Annotated in this window: 14 protein-coding genes and 1 tRNA gene; 6 read left to right on the top strand and 9 right to left on the bottom strand. The window is 72.3% G+C overall.

What is annotated here, in order from left to right:
* Positions 1-70: 70 nt before the first annotated feature.
* Positions 71-193, top strand: a complete 123-nt coding sequence (locus tag ACWXWW_RS08135; protein WP_271173805.1) for a hypothetical protein — start codon at positions 71-73, stop codon at positions 191-193.
* Between the two features lie 99 nt (positions 194-292).
* A complete protein-coding gene (gene gndA, locus ACWXWW_RS08130; protein ID WP_271173806.1) occupies positions 293-1756 on the top strand; it encodes an NADP-dependent phosphogluconate dehydrogenase in 1464 nt (487 codons plus the stop codon).
* A gap of 73 nt (positions 1757-1829) precedes the next feature.
* Here the strand turns inward: gndA and ACWXWW_RS08125 are convergent, their stop codons facing one another.
* Together ACWXWW_RS08125 and ACWXWW_RS08120 are read right to left on the bottom strand one after the other, a co-directional pair.
* Positions 1830-3326 (bottom strand): sensor histidine kinase, encoded by a 1497-nt coding sequence (locus ACWXWW_RS08125; RefSeq protein WP_309299973.1) that lies wholly within the window; start codon positions 3324-3326, stop codon positions 1830-1832.
* Positions 3323-4063 carry a response regulator transcription factor gene (locus tag ACWXWW_RS08120; RefSeq protein ID WP_271173807.1) on the bottom strand — a complete coding sequence of 247 codons (741 nt, stop codon included), beginning with the start codon at positions 4061-4063 and terminating at the stop codon, positions 3323-3325. Before ACWXWW_RS08120 ends, ACWXWW_RS08125 begins: the two co-directional genes overlap by 4 nt.
* Positions 4064-4233: 170 nt before the next feature.
* Between ACWXWW_RS08120 and ACWXWW_RS08115 the strand changes: the two genes are divergently transcribed.
* Both ACWXWW_RS08115 and ACWXWW_RS08110 read left to right on the top strand, forming a co-directional pair.
* Positions 4234-5694 (top strand): ABC transporter permease, encoded by a 1461-nt coding sequence (locus tag ACWXWW_RS08115; protein ID WP_455969583.1) that lies wholly within the window; start codon positions 4234-4236, stop codon positions 5692-5694.
* Between the two features lie 26 nt (positions 5695-5720).
* On the top strand, positions 5721-6404 hold the full coding sequence (locus ACWXWW_RS08110; RefSeq protein ID WP_455969582.1) for an ABC transporter ATP-binding protein: 684 nt from the start codon (positions 5721-5723) through the stop codon (positions 6402-6404).
* Between the two features lie 51 nt (positions 6405-6455).
* On the opposite strand, the gene ACWXWW_RS08105 is transcribed toward ACWXWW_RS08110, so the two are convergent.
* From ACWXWW_RS08105 to ACWXWW_RS08080, 6 genes are all read right to left on the bottom strand, one after another.
* Positions 6456-8003 (bottom strand): FAD-dependent oxidoreductase, encoded by a 1548-nt coding sequence (locus ACWXWW_RS08105; RefSeq protein ID WP_455969581.1) that lies wholly within the window; start codon positions 8001-8003, stop codon positions 6456-6458.
* A complete protein-coding gene (locus tag ACWXWW_RS08100) occupies positions 8000-8863 on the bottom strand; it encodes an FAD:protein FMN transferase (RefSeq protein WP_455969580.1) in 864 nt (287 codons plus the stop codon). The genes ACWXWW_RS08105 and ACWXWW_RS08100 overlap by 4 nt, the downstream gene beginning before the upstream one ends.
* Before the next feature lies 1 nt (position 8864).
* Positions 8865-9317: a hypothetical protein gene (locus tag ACWXWW_RS08095; RefSeq protein ID WP_455969579.1), complete on the bottom strand. Its 453-nt coding sequence runs from the start codon at positions 9315-9317 to the stop codon at positions 8865-8867.
* A gap of 108 nt (positions 9318-9425) precedes the next feature.
* Positions 9426-10460: a ribose-phosphate diphosphokinase gene (locus tag ACWXWW_RS08090; RefSeq protein WP_271173813.1), complete on the bottom strand. Its 1035-nt coding sequence runs from the start codon at positions 10458-10460 to the stop codon at positions 9426-9428.
* Positions 10435-11895, bottom strand: a complete 1461-nt coding sequence (glmU, locus tag ACWXWW_RS08085; protein WP_455969578.1) for a bifunctional UDP-N-acetylglucosamine diphosphorylase/glucosamine-1-phosphate N-acetyltransferase GlmU — start codon at positions 11893-11895, stop codon at positions 10435-10437. The genes ACWXWW_RS08090 and glmU overlap by 26 nt, the downstream gene beginning before the upstream one ends.
* A 31-nt stretch (positions 11896-11926) precedes the next feature.
* Positions 11927-11998: transfer RNA gene (locus ACWXWW_RS08080), tRNA-Gln, on the bottom strand.
* Between the two features lie 101 nt (positions 11999-12099).
* Here ACWXWW_RS08080 and ACWXWW_RS08075 point away from each other — a divergent pair.
* The gene (locus ACWXWW_RS08075) at positions 12100-12603 is read left to right on the top strand and encodes a MarR family winged helix-turn-helix transcriptional regulator (RefSeq protein ID WP_271173815.1); all 504 of its coding nucleotides are present in this window, start codon (positions 12100-12102) and stop codon (positions 12601-12603) included.
* Between the two features lie 6 nt (positions 12604-12609).
* Here the strand turns inward: ACWXWW_RS08075 and ACWXWW_RS08070 are convergent, their stop codons facing one another.
* Positions 12610-13554, bottom strand: coding sequence for an aldo/keto reductase (locus ACWXWW_RS08070; protein WP_455969577.1), 945 nt, complete (start codon positions 13552-13554; stop codon positions 12610-12612).
* Between the two features lie 53 nt (positions 13555-13607).
* Here ACWXWW_RS08070 and ACWXWW_RS08065 point away from each other — a divergent pair, with 53 nt between their 5' ends.
* Complete coding sequence (locus ACWXWW_RS08065) at positions 13608-13970, top strand: MerR family transcriptional regulator (RefSeq protein WP_455969576.1); 363 nt, start codon at positions 13608-13610, stop codon at positions 13968-13970.
* Positions 13971-14066 lie beyond the last annotated feature (96 nt).

The raw sequence follows: 14066 nt of genomic DNA, 5'->3' as shown, positions 1-14066 counted from the left end.
GCGCATCGCGCCGTCCTCGACCGTCCGCGCGCGCCCTGGAAAGGGCCGCGCATCTGCAGAAGGAGTCCCCATGATCGACGGCGCAGCCATCTCGCACGTGATCGCCTGGGTCATCGGCGGCATGTCCGTGACCTTCGTCGTGCTCGTCGCGGGCGCGATGTTCGCTCTCGGCCGGAGCTCGTACCGCAAGTGACGCCCTCCGCGCACTCACAACGTCACGGAGAGGCGCGTGAGGCGCGGGAGCACTACCCTGCATTACGTACGATCATTTCCCGTCCTCAAGGAGACGCGCGTGACTGACGCTTCATCGACCCCTGCCCTTGCGAACATCGGGGTCGTGGGCCTCGCCGTGATGGGCTCGAACCTGGCCCGCAACCTCGCGAGCCGCGAGGGCAACACGGTGGCCGTGTACAACCGCAGCCGCTCGAAGACCGACGAGCTCGTCGCCGAGCACCCCGAGGCCGGCTTCATCCCGGCGTTCTCCTACGAGGAGTTCGCGGCCTCGCTGTCGAAGCCGCGCACGGCGATCATCATGGTCAAGGCCGGTCGTCCCACCGACGCCGTGATCGACTCCCTCGTCGAGGTGTTCGAGCCGGGCGACATCATCGTCGACGGCGGCAACGCGTACTTCCCTGACACGATCCGCCGCGAGAAGGCCGTCCGCGAGACCGGCATCAACTTCGTCGGCGCGGGCATCTCGGGCGGCGAGGAGGGCGCGCTCACGGGCCCCTCGATCATGCCCGGCGGCTCGGACGAGTCGTGGGTCACGCTCGGCCCCATCCTCAAGTCGATCGCGGCGGTCGCCGAGGGCGAGCCCTGCGTCACGCACGTCGGACACGACGGCGCCGGCCACTTCGTGAAGATGGTGCACAACGGCATCGAGTACGCCGACATGCAGCTCATCGCCGAGGCGTACGACCTCATCCGCCGCGGCACGGGCAAGACGCCGGCCGAGATCGCCGACGTCTTCGCCGAGTGGAACAAGGGCGAGCTCGAGTCGTACCTCATCGAGATCACCGCCGAGGTGCTCCGCCAGGTCGACGCCGAGACGGGCAAGCCCCTCGTCGACGTGATCCTCGACCAGGCGGGTGCGAAGGGCACCGGCGCCTGGACCGTGCAGACGGCTCTCGCGCTCGGCGTGCCCGTGTCGGGCATCGCCGAGGCGACGTTCGCCCGCTCGCTGTCGTCGCACCCCGAGCAGCGCGCCGTGGCGGCGTCGCTCCCCGGCCCCGACGAGGAGTTCCGCGTCGACGACGTCGACGGCTTCATCGAGGACGTCCGCCAGGCCCTGTTCGCGTCGAAGATCATCGCCTACTCGCAGGGCTTCGACGAGATCCGCGCGGGCGCAGCGGAGTACAACTGGACGATCGACCTCGGCGCCGTGTCGAAGATCTGGCGCGCCGGCTGCATCATCCGCGCCCAGTTCCTCAACCGCATCGCCGACGCGTACGCCGAGCAGCCCGACCTCCCGGTGCTCGCGACCGCCCCGTACTTCGCCGAGGCGCTCACGCGCGGCCAGGCGGCGTGGCGCCGGGTCGTCGTCGCCGCGACGCAGGCGGGCATCCCCTCGCCGGCGTTCTCGTCGTCGCTCGCCTACTACGACGGCATCCGCGCCGAGCGCCTGCCCGCCGCCCTCGTGCAGGGGCAGCGCGACTTCTTCGGCGCGCACACCTACAAGCGCATCGACAAGGAGGGCACGTTCCACACGCAGTGGAGCGGCGACCGCACCGAGATCGAGGCCGAGGACACCCACTAAGACTCAGCGAGCCGAAACGGCGCAGCGAGCCGACCCCCGCCCGGGGGTCGGCTCGCTCCGTCTCCGGCGCCGGTCAGGCCGGCGGGGCCTCGGCGGGCTTCGCGGGCAGGCGCACCTCGAACGTCGTGTCTCCGGGCGCGCTGCGCACGGAGATCTCGCCGTGGTGCGCCTCGACGATCGCCTTGGCGATCGAGAGCCCGAGGCCGGTCCCGCCGGTCTTGCGCGCCCGCGACCGATCGCCGCGCGCGAACCGCGTGAACAGCTCGCCCTGGAGCTCCTCGTCGATGCCCGGCCCGTCGTCGTGCACGGTGAGCACGGCGCGCGTCCCGCTCCCCTCGCCCTCGAGGCGCACCGCGAGCTCGACGTGCGTCCCCTCCGGCGTGTGCGTGCGGGCGTTCGCGAGGAGGTTCACCACGACCTGGGTGAGACGACCCCGGTCGCCCGCGATGACGACGGGCTCCTCGGGCACCTCGACCGACCAGTCGTGATCAGGCCCCGCCGCCTGCTGATCGGCGAGGGCCTCGACCGCGAGCTGGGTCAGGTCGACGGCGCCGAGCACGATCTCGTGCCCCTCGTCGAGACGCGCGAGGAGGAGCAGGTCCTCGACGAGCGAGGTCATCCGGATCGACTGCGCCTGGATGCGCTCGAGCGCCTGCTCCGACGTCTCGCTGAGCGACGGATCGCGCAGCGACAGCTCGGAGTAGCCCCGGATCGACGCGAGCGGCGTGCGCAGCTCGTGGCTCGCGTCGGCGACGAATCGGCGCATGAGCTCCTCGTTCCGCTGCCGTGCGTGCAGCGACGACTCGACATGGTCGAGCAGCGTGTTGAGGGCGGCGCCGACCTGCCCGATCTCCGTGCGCGGGTCGGCCTGCTCGGCCGGCACGCGCTCGTCGATCGACACGGATCCCTGGTCGAGCGGCTGCTGCGCCACGCGGGTCGCGGTCTCGGCGACTGCGCGGAGGGGGCGCAGCCCCGCGCGGATGACGAGGGTCGTCGCGATGCCGAGCAGGATCATCCCGCCGATCGTCGCGAAGAGGATGGTCGTCCAGAGCCGGCCGATCGTGCCCTGGACCTCGGCGGTGGGGAGGCCGATGACGAGCGACTGGCCGGTCTGCCGGATCACGGCCGTGCGCACGCGGTACGTGCCGAGATCGGACACCGCGACCGTCTCCGTGTGCGCCTCGCCGGTCATCGCCGTGACGACGTCGTCCACCTGCTCGGCGGTGAGCGCCGTGACACTCCCCTCGCCCACGACCGCGCCCGTGATGCCGCCGTCGGTCTCGGCGACGAGGAGGAGTCCGCGCTCGACCGGCGGGCCGACGAGAGCCTCCGCGGCGGTCTTCCCCGACGCGAGCGCCTCGGCGACCTGGTGGTCGAGCTCCTGCGTGGCCGAGGCCACGCGCTCGCTCAGCTGCTGGTCGAGGACGCTGCTCATGATCGCGCTCGTGAGGGTCGTGATGATCACGAGGATGACCGACACGATCGACACGATCGTGATCATGAGGCGCGCTTCGAACGTCAGCTGCCGGCGCGGCGGCGCGGCCAGCTCGTCGCGCGGCGCATCGGTCACTGCGGTGCCTTGATCATGTAGCCGGCCCCGCGCACCGTGTGGATGAGCGCCTCGCGTCCGGCGTCGATCTTCTTGCGGAGGTACGAGATGTAGAGCTCGACGACGCTCGACTTGCCCCCGAAGTCGTAGTGCCAGACCCGATCGAGGATCTGCGCCTTCGAGAGCACGCGCCGCTGGTTGCGCATGAGATAGCGCAGCAGCTCGAACTCGGTGGCCGTGAGCTCGATCGGCGTCCCCGCGCGCTCGACCTCGTGGCTGTCCTCGTTGAGCGTGAGGTCGGCGACGCGCAGGATGGGCTCGACCTCGGCCGCGAGGGCCGTGCCGGAGCGGCGCATGAGGGCGCGCAGACGCGCGACGACCTCCTCGAGGCTGAACGGCTTCGTCACGTAGTCGTCGCCGCCGGCCGTCAGCCCCGCGACCCGGTCGCTCACGGCGTCCTTCGCCGTGAGGAAGAGCACGGGCACGTCGTTGCCGTTCTGGCGCAGCCGCTGGAGGACGCCCATCCCGTCGAGATCGGGCATCATGACGTCGAGGATGAGCGCGTCGGGATCGAACTCGCGCACCGCCTGGAGCGCCTCGAAGCCGCTGCCCGCTGCGCGCACCTCCCATCCCTCCATGCGCAGCGCCATCGACAGCAGGTCGGTGAGCATCTGCTCGTCGTCGACGACGAGGACGCGCACGGGGCTGCCGTCGGGACGGGTGAGGGCGGGCGACGGAGTGCGAGCGGGCGTTGTCATGCGACCCATTGTGCTCCGCTTCCTATGGGTCTGCTATGGCACGCGCTATGCGCGGGCTGTGAGTGCGCGCGGCGCCGCATAGCCCGTTCATACGCCGCTCATGCCCCCTCCATCGCCGCGCTCCCTACGGTCGCAGCTGGCCGCTCGCGGGGAGCGGCGAAGGGAGATCCATGTTCGGAACGTACCTGCGACGAGAGCTCGCGGGCCGGAAGCGGCAGACGATGATCGTCGCCTCCGGACTCGCGGTGGCGATCGCGCTCGTGATCATCGTGAATGCGCTGTCGGCCGGCGTCCGCGACGCCCAGAACGCGGCCCTCGAGTCGGTCTACGGCGTCGGCACCGACCTCACGGTCAGCGGGGCGGCGGCCGAGCCCGGCGAGGGCCGCGGCCAGCGCTTCGAGTTCGGCGAGGACGACGGCGAGACCGCCGAGGACGGGACCACGCAGGTGAGCCAGTCGCGCCTCGCCGTCGAGATGGGCCGGAGCACACTCGCGTCGTCCGCGGTCGAGACGGCGGCCGGCACCGAGGGCGTCTCCGCCGTGTCGGGCGCGCTCGCGCTCACCAACATCACGTTCGACGGCGAGCTGCCGAGCGCGCCGGAGGACGCCGGGGACGCGACGCAGGCCGCGCCCGCGGAGGGAGAGGCGCCTCCGGGCGGCGGAGGCGGGGGCTTCGGCGGCGGCGCCTTCGACCTCGACTCGATCAGCGTCCTGGGGGTCGACGATGCCGCGTCGACGGTGGGCCCGCTCTCGTCGGTCGAGATGTCCGACGGGCGCGCGCTGGAGGCATCCGATGCGGGTGCCGCCGTCGCCGTCGTCGACGCGACCTACGCCTCGACCAACGAGCTCGCGGTCGGAGACGCCGTCGAGCTGGGCGGCGAGGCCTTCGAGATCGTCGGGATCGCGGCGTCCGCGACCGACTCCGCCGATACCGCGGCCGACGTCTTCATCCCGCTCGACATCGCGCAGGAGCTCTCGGACGCGGGCGACGTCGTCTCGACCGTCTACGTGCAGGCGGCGTCGGCCGGCGACATCGCCGCCGTGCAGACCGCCCTCGAGGAGGAGCTGCCCGAGGCGACCGTGAGCTCGCAGTCCGACCTCGCGTCGACGGTCTCGGGGTCGCTGTCGAGCGCCTCGAGCCTCATCTCGAGCCTCGGCACGTGGCTCTCGGTCATCGTGCTCGCGGTCGCCGTGCTGCTCGCGGTGCTGTTCACGCTCTCGGGCGTCTCGCGCCGCACGCGCGAGTTCGGCACGCTCAAGGCGATCGGATGGACGAACGCGCGCGTCGTGCGCCAGGTCGCCGGGGAATCGGTCGTGCAGGGGCTCATCGGCGGCGCGGCCGGCGTGGCGCTCGGCGTGATCGGGGCCGTGATCATCGACCTCGTGCGGCCGACGATCTCGACGTCGTCCGCTGCGGCAGCCGCTGGCCCCGGTGCGGCAGGCGGCATGGGCGGTCCGTTCGGCGCGATGGCCGAGACCGCGAGCGACATCTCGCTGACGGCGCCGCTCGACGCCGTCGTCATCATCGCCGCCGTGGCTCTCGCGGTCGCCGGCGGCCTCGTGGCCGGGGCGATCGGCGGATGGCGCGCCGCGCGCCTGAGCCCCGCCGAGGCGCTGCGCTCGGTCGGCTGAGCGCGGACGGAACAGAGGAGAACATCATGACCACGCTGTATGCGCTCGAGGGCGTCCAGAAGACCTACCGGGCGAAGGGGCGCGAGATCCGCGCGCTCGCCCACGTCGATCTCACGATCGAGCAGGGCGACTTCGTCACGATCCAAGGGCCGACCGGCGGCGGCAAGTCCACGCTGCTCCAGCTGCTGGGAGCGCTCGACACGCCGACGAAGGGCTCGATCTCGATCGCCGGATCCGAGCTCGGCCGGGCGTCAGCCGGGGAGCTCAGTGCGCTCCGCGCGGGCGAGGTCGGCTTCGTCTTCCAGGGGTTCAACCTCATCCCCACCCTGACGGCGAGGGAGAACGTCGCCATGGGTCTCGAGCCGCTGCGCCTGTCGAGGGACGAGCGCGACGCGCGCGTCGCCGAGGCCCTCGCGCAGGTCGGGCTGGCCGAGCGCGCCGACCATCGTCCCGCTGAGCTGTCGGGCGGCCAGCAGCAGCGCGTCGCGATCGCGCGTGCGATCGCGAAGCGGCCCCGGGTGCTGCTCGCCGACGAGCCGACCGGGAACCTCGACGAGCGCACGCGCGACGAGATCATGGACCTGCTCGAGCGCCTGAACGCCGATGGCCTGACCCTCGTCCTCGTCACGCACGACTCGGCCGTCGCGCGCCGCGCCCGCCGTCGGCTCCGCCTCGACCACGGCGCCGTGCACGACATCACCCGGCGGTGAGCCGGCCGAGCGGCGGCGCGCCCCTCTCGTCGGGTGCGCCGCCGCTCGGCGTCAGTAGCCGGCGAAGGCGTCGGTCGTGAGCGACCGCGCCCTGCCGAGCGCGGGCGCGAGATCGGCGATCAGGGCCGGCGGGCCGGAGACGTACGCGTGACGGGCCGCGATGTCCGGGACGGCAGCGGCCAGGCCATCCGCCGTCAGCCGCTCCCCTCCTGCCCACGCCCAGTGCGCGGGCAGGCCCGCGGGCTCATCCGGGGTGAACACGACCGTCCGGACGCCGGTCTGCTCGAGCTCGCGTCGATACGCGAGCTCGTCGGCGCGGGAGGCCACGAGCACGAGCACGGCATCGCGCCGCGCGCCCGAGAGCTGCAGGTGCCGCAGCTGCGACACGAAGGGCGTCACGCCGATGCCGGCGGCGACCATCAGCACCGGCGCATCCGCCGACCGTGGCAGCACGAAGTCGCCCCACACTCCCGTCACCGCGAGCACGTCGCCCTCGCGCGCCTCCGCGAGGGCGCGCTTGTAGCTGGAGAGCGCTCCCCCGCGGCTCTCGCGGAAGGCGATGCGGATGGTCGGGAGCTCCTCAGGCGCAGAGGAGATCGAGAACTCGCGGCGCGTCCCGCGCGCATCGGGCCGACGGTGCGGCACGTCGAGCTCGAGGTACTGGCCCGGCACGAAGGCCAGGCGCCGCTGGGCGGCGAGCGTCAGCTCCTGGACCGTCGGCGTCAGGGCGACGCGCCGGACGAGGGTGAGACGGACGGCGCCGCGCGCCGCGAAGGCGAAGGCGATGAGGTTGCCGATGAGGAGAGCGCGCTCCTGGCCGAGGGTGATGATCCCCAGCGGAATCGGCCAGCCGGCGAGCACGCCGACCACGACCGCGACGAGGTACTGCTGGCGTCGGCGCGGCGGGAGCGTGAGCGGCTCGGACAGCATGAACGCGCCGAGGAAGAGGAAGGGCGACTGCACGACCAGGCCCTGCAGCAGGCTCTCGAGCGGAAGCGAGAGACCGGCGGCGAGGAGCTGCACGATCGTGCGGGCGGCGCCGACGACCATCGCCACGACGAGGAAGAGGCCGACGACGCGGAGCTTCTCGGTGCGCCAGAGCACGAGGACGGCGAGGACGAGGAGCGGGGCGAAGAGCGCGGGGGTGCCCACCCACCACGCCGAGGTCGTGAGCGTCGAGAGCGTCGCGACCGTCGCCCCGACCGCCGCGGGATTCAGGATGTGGCGCCCGCGCCAGACGATCAGGTACTTCGAGAGCGACGCGGCCGCCGCGGCGATCGCCGCGCCCGCCAGGCCTGCGGCGTCGAGACCAGGGCGCACGACGAAGAGCAGGATGCCCGCGGTGATGAGCGTCGACTCGGGCCGCCAGACGAGCCCGAGGATGCGGTGCGCGGTGGCGTCGACGATGGCGCCGACGCCGACGAGGACGGCGGCGGTCGCCAGGAGGGCTCCCGGTGAGGGCAGCACCAGGCCGAACACGGACAGGGCAAGCGCGATGGCCGCGAGCACCGCGAGGGCGACGAGGACGAGCCGGTACATCGAGAACCGCCCGAGCGCGCGCATCCCCCGCTGGTAGACCGAGGTGAGTCGTCCGATCATGTGAACAGCTCCGCTTCTCCCCGCTCCCCGCGGGAGCCCCAGGACCACTCGGCGCGGCCATCCGACAGCACGCGTACCCAGTGCACGCCGTGCGCGTGCGCGTACTCGGGCCCGCCGTCGAAGAACAGCGCGGTCGCGGCGGCGTCGGCGACCATCGCCGTGGGGGCGATCGCCCACGTGGCGACGACCGTGCGCACCGGAAGACCCGTCCGCGCATCGAGGACGTGGTGGAGCCCGTCGCCCCACGTGCGGCGGTTGGCCGCCGACGCGCACAGGGCCTCGTCCTCGACGGTCACGATGCCGATCGCGCGCCGCGGGTCGTAGGGGTGCTCGAGGGCGACGCGACGGCGGCCGCGGACCCGCAGGTCGCCGCTCGCGTCGACGACCCCCTCACCCGGAACGCGGTCGGCGACGAGATCGACGAGGCGCCCCTTGCCGAGCGCCCCCACGTCGACGACGCCAGGGCCGCGCAGGCGGAGCTCGCCGTCGTCCCACGTCAGCCGCGCACGCCAGTCCGCCGGAGCCGGGAGGGGCTCCCCCGCACGCAGGCTGTACGACGCGTCGTACCCCAGCTGCTCGAGCGAGCCGCCGACGAGCGGGTTCACCGCGCCATCCGTCGCCGCGGAGAGCTCCGCGCACGCGTCGAGCATCGCCCCGGCGTCGGGCGGCGCCGGCGCAGCGCCGCCCGCGGGGGCGAGCCGGGAGACGAGGGAGTCGGGGCGGAACCGCGACCAGGTCGCATCGAACGCCTCGACCTCCGCGGTCACCGCGTCGCGCACGTGCGCGTCGAGCGGCTGCGCCGACTCGATCTCCCAGCTCGTGCCGATGGCGTCGAAGCGCCACACGGCCGACGCGGACACGTCAGACCGCCGCGTCCTGCTTGATCTGCTCGATCGCCGCGTTGAAGCCGCCGCTCGTGAGCGACGACCCGGCCACGCGGTCTACGGCGAGGTCATCGAGGGCGACCCCCACGACCTCGTCGGCGATGCCGCCGATGAACTGGGACTGGTACTGCCGGCTCTCGGCCGCCTGCGGGTCGCCGGTCACCTCGACCGCCGTCACCACGTCGTCCTCGATCGTCACGGTCACGCTGACCGTCTCGACCGTCTCCGGAGTCTGGTAGCTGCCCTCGGCCGTGTAGGTGCCGTCGGCGTACGCCACCGTGCCCGAGTCGGTCGCCTGGCCGCTCGACGCGTCCGTTGTCGCGGTCTCGTCGTCCGCGGTGGCTCCCACGGTGACGGCGCCGCAGCCCGCGAGCGCCACGACGCCCGCGACTCCTGCGAGTGCGGCGCCGGTGCGAATGGATCGGTTCATGTCGGTCCCCTGTTCATCGGTGCCGCGGTGCGGCCGTGTGAGGCAACCCTAACCAGGCACGATGCGGGAACCGCTTCGCGGACCTTATGAGTCTGCTGTGACGGTCGCTCAGGCGGCGCCGTCGAACATGCTCGTGACCGATCCGTCGTCGAACACCTCGCGGATGGCACGCGCGAGCAGCGGCGCCGCGGAGAGCACCGTGAGCTTCTCGAAGCGGCGCTCCGGCGGGATCGGCACGGTGTCGGTGACCACGACGCGGTCGACGGACGCATCCTGCAGCCGCTCGACGGCGGGGTCGCTGAAGATCGCGTGGGTCGCGCCGACGATGACCTTCTTCGCGCCGTTGGCCTTGAGCGCCTGGGCGGCCTTCACGATCGTTCCGGCCGTGTCGATCATGTCGTCGACGAGGAGGCACGTGCGGCCGGACACCTCGCCGACGATCTCGTGCACGGAGACCTGGTTGGCGACCTTCGGGTCACGGCGCTTGTGGATGATCGCGAGCGGCGCCGAGAGGCTGTCCGACCACGTGTCGGCGACGCGGACGCGGCCCATGTCGGGCGAGACGACCGTGAGCGTCTCGCGCTCCTCCTCCGTGAGGGTGTCCTCGAAGTGGCGCAGCAGCACCGGCTTCGCGAAGAGGTGATCGACGGGACCGTCGAAGAAGCCCTGGATCTGGGAGGCGTGCAGGTCGACGCTCATGATGCGGTCGGCGCCGGCCGTCGCGATCAGGTCGGTGACGAGGCGCGCCGAGATCGGCTCGCGGCCGCGCCCCTTCTTGTCCTGGCGCGAGTACGGGTAGTACGGCACGACCACGGTGACGCGCTTCGCCGACGCGCGCTTGAGAGCGTCGAGCATGATGAGCATCTCCATGAGCTCCTCATTGACGCTCTGGCTGAACGACTGGATGAGGAAGACGTCGCTGCCGCGCATCGAGACCTCGAAGCGCGTGTAGATCTCACCGGACGCGAAGGTGCGGTGCTCGGTCGGCGCGATGCCGATGCCGAGCTGCTCGCCGACGGCCTGGGCGAGCTCGGGATGCGAGCGCCCCGCGACCACCACGAGCCGCTTCTTCGTCTTGGTGACGACTCCCGGGGCGATGCCCCGTTCGAGGTCGAGGTCAATGGTCTTCTTCGTGCGCGCCATCGGCTGCTTTCTCCGCCGCTCGGGCACGAGCCGCGGCCTCTGCCGCTGCGGTGCCCGCCCTGTTCGTCTCGACCCACCCGGCGATGTTCCGCTGGGGTGCCACGCTGAGAGCGAGAGCGCCCGCCGGCACATCCTTGCGGATGACCGCGCCCGCTCCCGTCTTCGCGCCGTCACCCAGTGTAACGGGGGCGACGAAGACGTTGTGCGAGCCGGTGTGCACCTCGTCGCCGATCACCGTGCGGTGCTTGGCGATGTCGTCGTAGTTCGCGGTGATCGCGCCCGCGCCGAGGTTGACGCCGCGGCCGATCGTCGTGTCGCCGACGTACGAGAGGTGCGACACCTTGCTGCCCTCGCCGATCGTCGAGTTCTTCACCTCGACGAACGTGCCGACCTTCGCGTCCGCCGCGAGCTCCGCGCCGGGGCGCAGGAACGCGAACGGACCGACGGTCGCGCCCGCGCCGATCACCGCGAGTGTCGCGTCGGTGCGCCGGACGGTCGCACCCTCGCCGACCTCGCAGTCGAGGAGAGAGGTGTCGGGCCCGATCGTCGCCCCCTCGCCCACGCTCGTCGCGCCCAGGATGAAGGTGCCGGGCAGCACGGTCACGTCAGGGGCGAGCGATGCGGTGTCGTCGATCCACGTGGATGCGGGGTCGAGGATGGTCGCGCCCTCGACCTGCCAGCGGCGCACGATGCGCGCATTGAGGATGGCCGCGGCCTCCGCGAGCTGCACGCGGTCGTTCACGCCGAGCGCGATGCGCGCGTCGGGTGCCGTCTGGGCGGCGACGCGTGCGCCCTCCTCGCGGAGCAGGCGGACGACGTCGGTGAGGTACATCTCCCCCTGCGCGTTCGCCGTGCCGATCCGCGCGAGCTGCGCGCGCAGCGCCGGCGCGCGGAAGACGTAGACGCCCGCGTTGATCTCGGCGATGGCGAGCTCGTCGTCGCTCGCGTCCTTCTGCTCGACGATGCGGGCGACCGCGCCGTCGGCGTCGCGGACGACGCGCCCATAGCCCGACGGATCGTCGAGCGACGCGGTCAGGAGGGTCGCCTCGGCGCCCGAGGCGCGGTGCGTCTCGATGAGCGACGCGAGGGTCTCCGCATCGAGCAGCGGCACGTCGCCGCTCAGCACGAGGACATCGCCGCCGAACGAGTCCGGGAGGTTCTCGACCGCGACCTGGACCGCGCGCCCCGTTCCCGGGATGTCGTCCTGGTCGACTGGCTCCACGCCGGGGAAGTCGGCGATCGCCTCGACCACCCGGTCGCGCTCGTGGCGCACGACGACGCGCGTCACGACCGCGTCGAGCTGCTGCGCCGTGTGCAGGACGTGCCCGACGAGGGGACGACCGCCGATCCGGTGCAGCACCTTCGGGAGCTTCGATCTCATGCGCGTCCCCTGCCCCGCGGCCAGGATGACGATCGCCAGTTCGCTCTGTGTCACGTGGTTCTCCGTCACGTCGCTCTCCGTCACGCTCCGCCACCAGGATTCGAACCTGGTCCTCACAGCTCCAAAGGCTGTCGTGCTGCCGTTACACCATGGCGGACCACGGCCCCTGGCCGCCCCACAAGTCTGCCACGTGGCGTCGTCGGGCTCGGGTCGTCGGCCGGCGTCTGACCGATGGCGCGCGTGCGTGATACTGGACGGATGGCCACGGATACCGACGAAGTCGACCGCATCGTGGGCGCCTGGGCGACGCAGCGCCCCGATCTCGACTTCTCGCCGATGGAGGTGCTCTCGCGTGTCGACCGTCTCTCGCGGCATCTCGACCGCGCGCGCCGCGAGGCGTTCAGCCGCACGGAGATCGAGCCGTGGGAGTGGGACGTCCTCTCGGCCCTGCGTCGGGCCGGAGCCCCGTACCAGCTGAGCCCCAAGCAGCTGCTGCAGCAGACGCTCGTGTCGAGCGGCACCATGACGAACCGGATCGACCGCCTCGTGACGCGCGGGTTCGTCCGCCGGGAGTCCGACCCCGGCGACGGCCGCAGCGTGCTCGTCACGCTCACGGACGACGGCCGCACGCGCGTCGACGCCGCCATCACACGACTCATGGATGCCGAGGCCGAGCTGCTCGGCCGCCTGTCGGCGGCCGAGCGGACGCGGCTGGCCGCGCTGCTGCGCCGCCTCAGCCTCAGCTTCGACGGCGGCGTCTGACCGGGGTCAGCCCTCGACGTCGAGCCGCTCGAGCTGCCCGGCCGTGAGCTCGAGCGCGACGGCGTCGAGAGCGGCGTCGAGCTGGTGCAGCCGGCTGCCGCCGAGGATCGGGCGGATGCCCTGCGACACGAGCCACGCGAGGACGACCTGCCCGCGGGTTGCGCCCGCGTCGCGGGCGACCTCGTCGAGGGCCTCGAGTCGGCGCGCGTTGCCCGGGTGGTCGTAGACCGGGTCGATTTCCTTCTCCGGGTTGTCGTAGGCGCCTCCGAGGAGGGGTGTGTAGGCCCAGATCTCCATGCGGTGCTCGCGCGCGATGTCGCGCTGCTCGTCGCTGAGGAGGCCGAAGGGGTGCACGACTCCCGCAGGCCGCGCGCCGGGGCGCGCCCGCAGGTAGGTCGCGTTGAGCTGGAGCGCGTCGATCGGGAGGGCACCCGACGCCGATGCGTGCCGCCTCGCGCGCTCGATGCGCCAGGCCGGATGGTTCGACGCCCCGACCCTGCGCACCTCGCCGCGCGCGACGAGCTCCTGGAGGGCGTCGACGGTCTCCTCGATCGGCGTCTGCCGGTCCTCCTGATGCAGCCAGAGCAGATCGACGGAGTCGACGCCGAGGCGCGAGAGGCTTCCCCGGAACGCGTCGTGGATCGCGCGACGGCTCAGGCCCGCGCGATGCTCAGGCCAGGACCCGGCCCAGAGCGGCTCGGCGCCGACCTTCGTCGAGAGGCGGACGCGCTCGCGCATCCCCGGCCGTGCCGCGAGCCACCGGCCGAGGACGGTCTCGCTCGCGCCGCCGCGGCCATCCGCGCTCTCCCAGAACGCATAGCAGTCGGCGGTGTCGATCCACTCGCCGCCGCGTTCCACGAAGCGGTCGAGAAGCGCGAAGGACGCCTCGTCGTCGAGACGGGTTCCGAAGGTCATGGCGCCGAGGACGAGGGGTGTGGTGGTGACGGTCATGAGGACACGATGCGACCTGGAGCGCGCTCCAGGTCAAGCGCTATCGTGCGAGCATGACGACCTACTCCCCTGCAGAGGCCTCCACGCGCTCCGGCCTCTCCATCGACACGCTCCGCTACTACGAGCGCGAGGGGATCCTGCCGCCGGTCGCACGCGACGGCGGCGGGAGGCGCGTGTACACCGACGGCGACCTGTCGACGCTCGACTTCCTCAAGTGCCTGCGCGACACGGGGATGCCGATCGAACGGCTGCGCCGATACGGAGAGCTCTGCCGCGACCCGTCCACCCTGCGCGCCCGCGTCGACCTGCTGCGCGAGCACGCGGACGACGTCGATGCGCAGCTGGAGCTCCTGCGGCAGCGCCGCGCGAGACTCGACGAGAAGATCACGTGGTACGAGGAGCAGATCGGCGCGTGATCGACGACGCCCGGAACGCCGCGACGGCCGACGCGCTGGCAGACGGACGTGCGGGAGCCTCGCCGGATCCGATCCGACGAGGCTCCCGTGCGCGAT

The sequence above is a fragment of the Microbacterium sp. KNMS genome (assembly GCF_053851835.1).
The sequence above is the reverse complement of the archived record's forward strand: the minus strand, read 5'-3'. Positions and strand labels throughout refer to the sequence as shown.

Excerpts from the sequence above, each read along its gene's own strand:
- ACWXWW_RS08135 (WP_271173805.1), top strand. The coding sequence starts at position 71 with ATGATCGACGGCGCAGCCATCTCGCACGTGATCGCCTGGGTCATCGGC.
- ACWXWW_RS08120 (WP_271173807.1), bottom strand. The coding sequence starts at position 4,063 with ATGACAACGCCCGCTCGCACTCCGTCGCCCGCCCTCACCCGTCCCGAC.
- ACWXWW_RS08115 (WP_455969583.1), top strand. The coding sequence starts at position 4,234 with ATGTTCGGAACGTACCTGCGACGAGAGCTCGCGGGCCGGAAGCGGCAG.
- ACWXWW_RS08110 (WP_455969582.1), top strand. The coding sequence starts at position 5,721 with ATGACCACGCTGTATGCGCTCGAGGGCGTCCAGAAGACCTACCGGGCG.
- ACWXWW_RS08105 (WP_455969581.1), bottom strand. The coding sequence starts at position 8,003 with ATGATCGGACGACTCACCTCGGTCTACCAGCGGGGGATGCGCGCGCTC.
- ACWXWW_RS08095 (WP_455969579.1), bottom strand. The coding sequence starts at position 9,317 with ATGAACCGATCCATTCGCACCGGCGCCGCACTCGCAGGAGTCGCGGGC.
- ACWXWW_RS08090 (WP_271173813.1), bottom strand. The coding sequence starts at position 10,460 with ATGGCGCGCACGAAGAAGACCATTGACCTCGACCTCGAACGGGGCATC.
- ACWXWW_RS08075 (WP_271173815.1), top strand. The coding sequence starts at position 12,100 with ATGGCCACGGATACCGACGAAGTCGACCGCATCGTGGGCGCCTGGGCG.
- ACWXWW_RS08070 (WP_455969577.1), bottom strand. The coding sequence starts at position 13,554 with ATGACCGTCACCACCACACCCCTCGTCCTCGGCGCCATGACCTTCGGA.
- ACWXWW_RS08065 (WP_455969576.1), top strand. The coding sequence starts at position 13,608 with ATGACGACCTACTCCCCTGCAGAGGCCTCCACGCGCTCCGGCCTCTCC.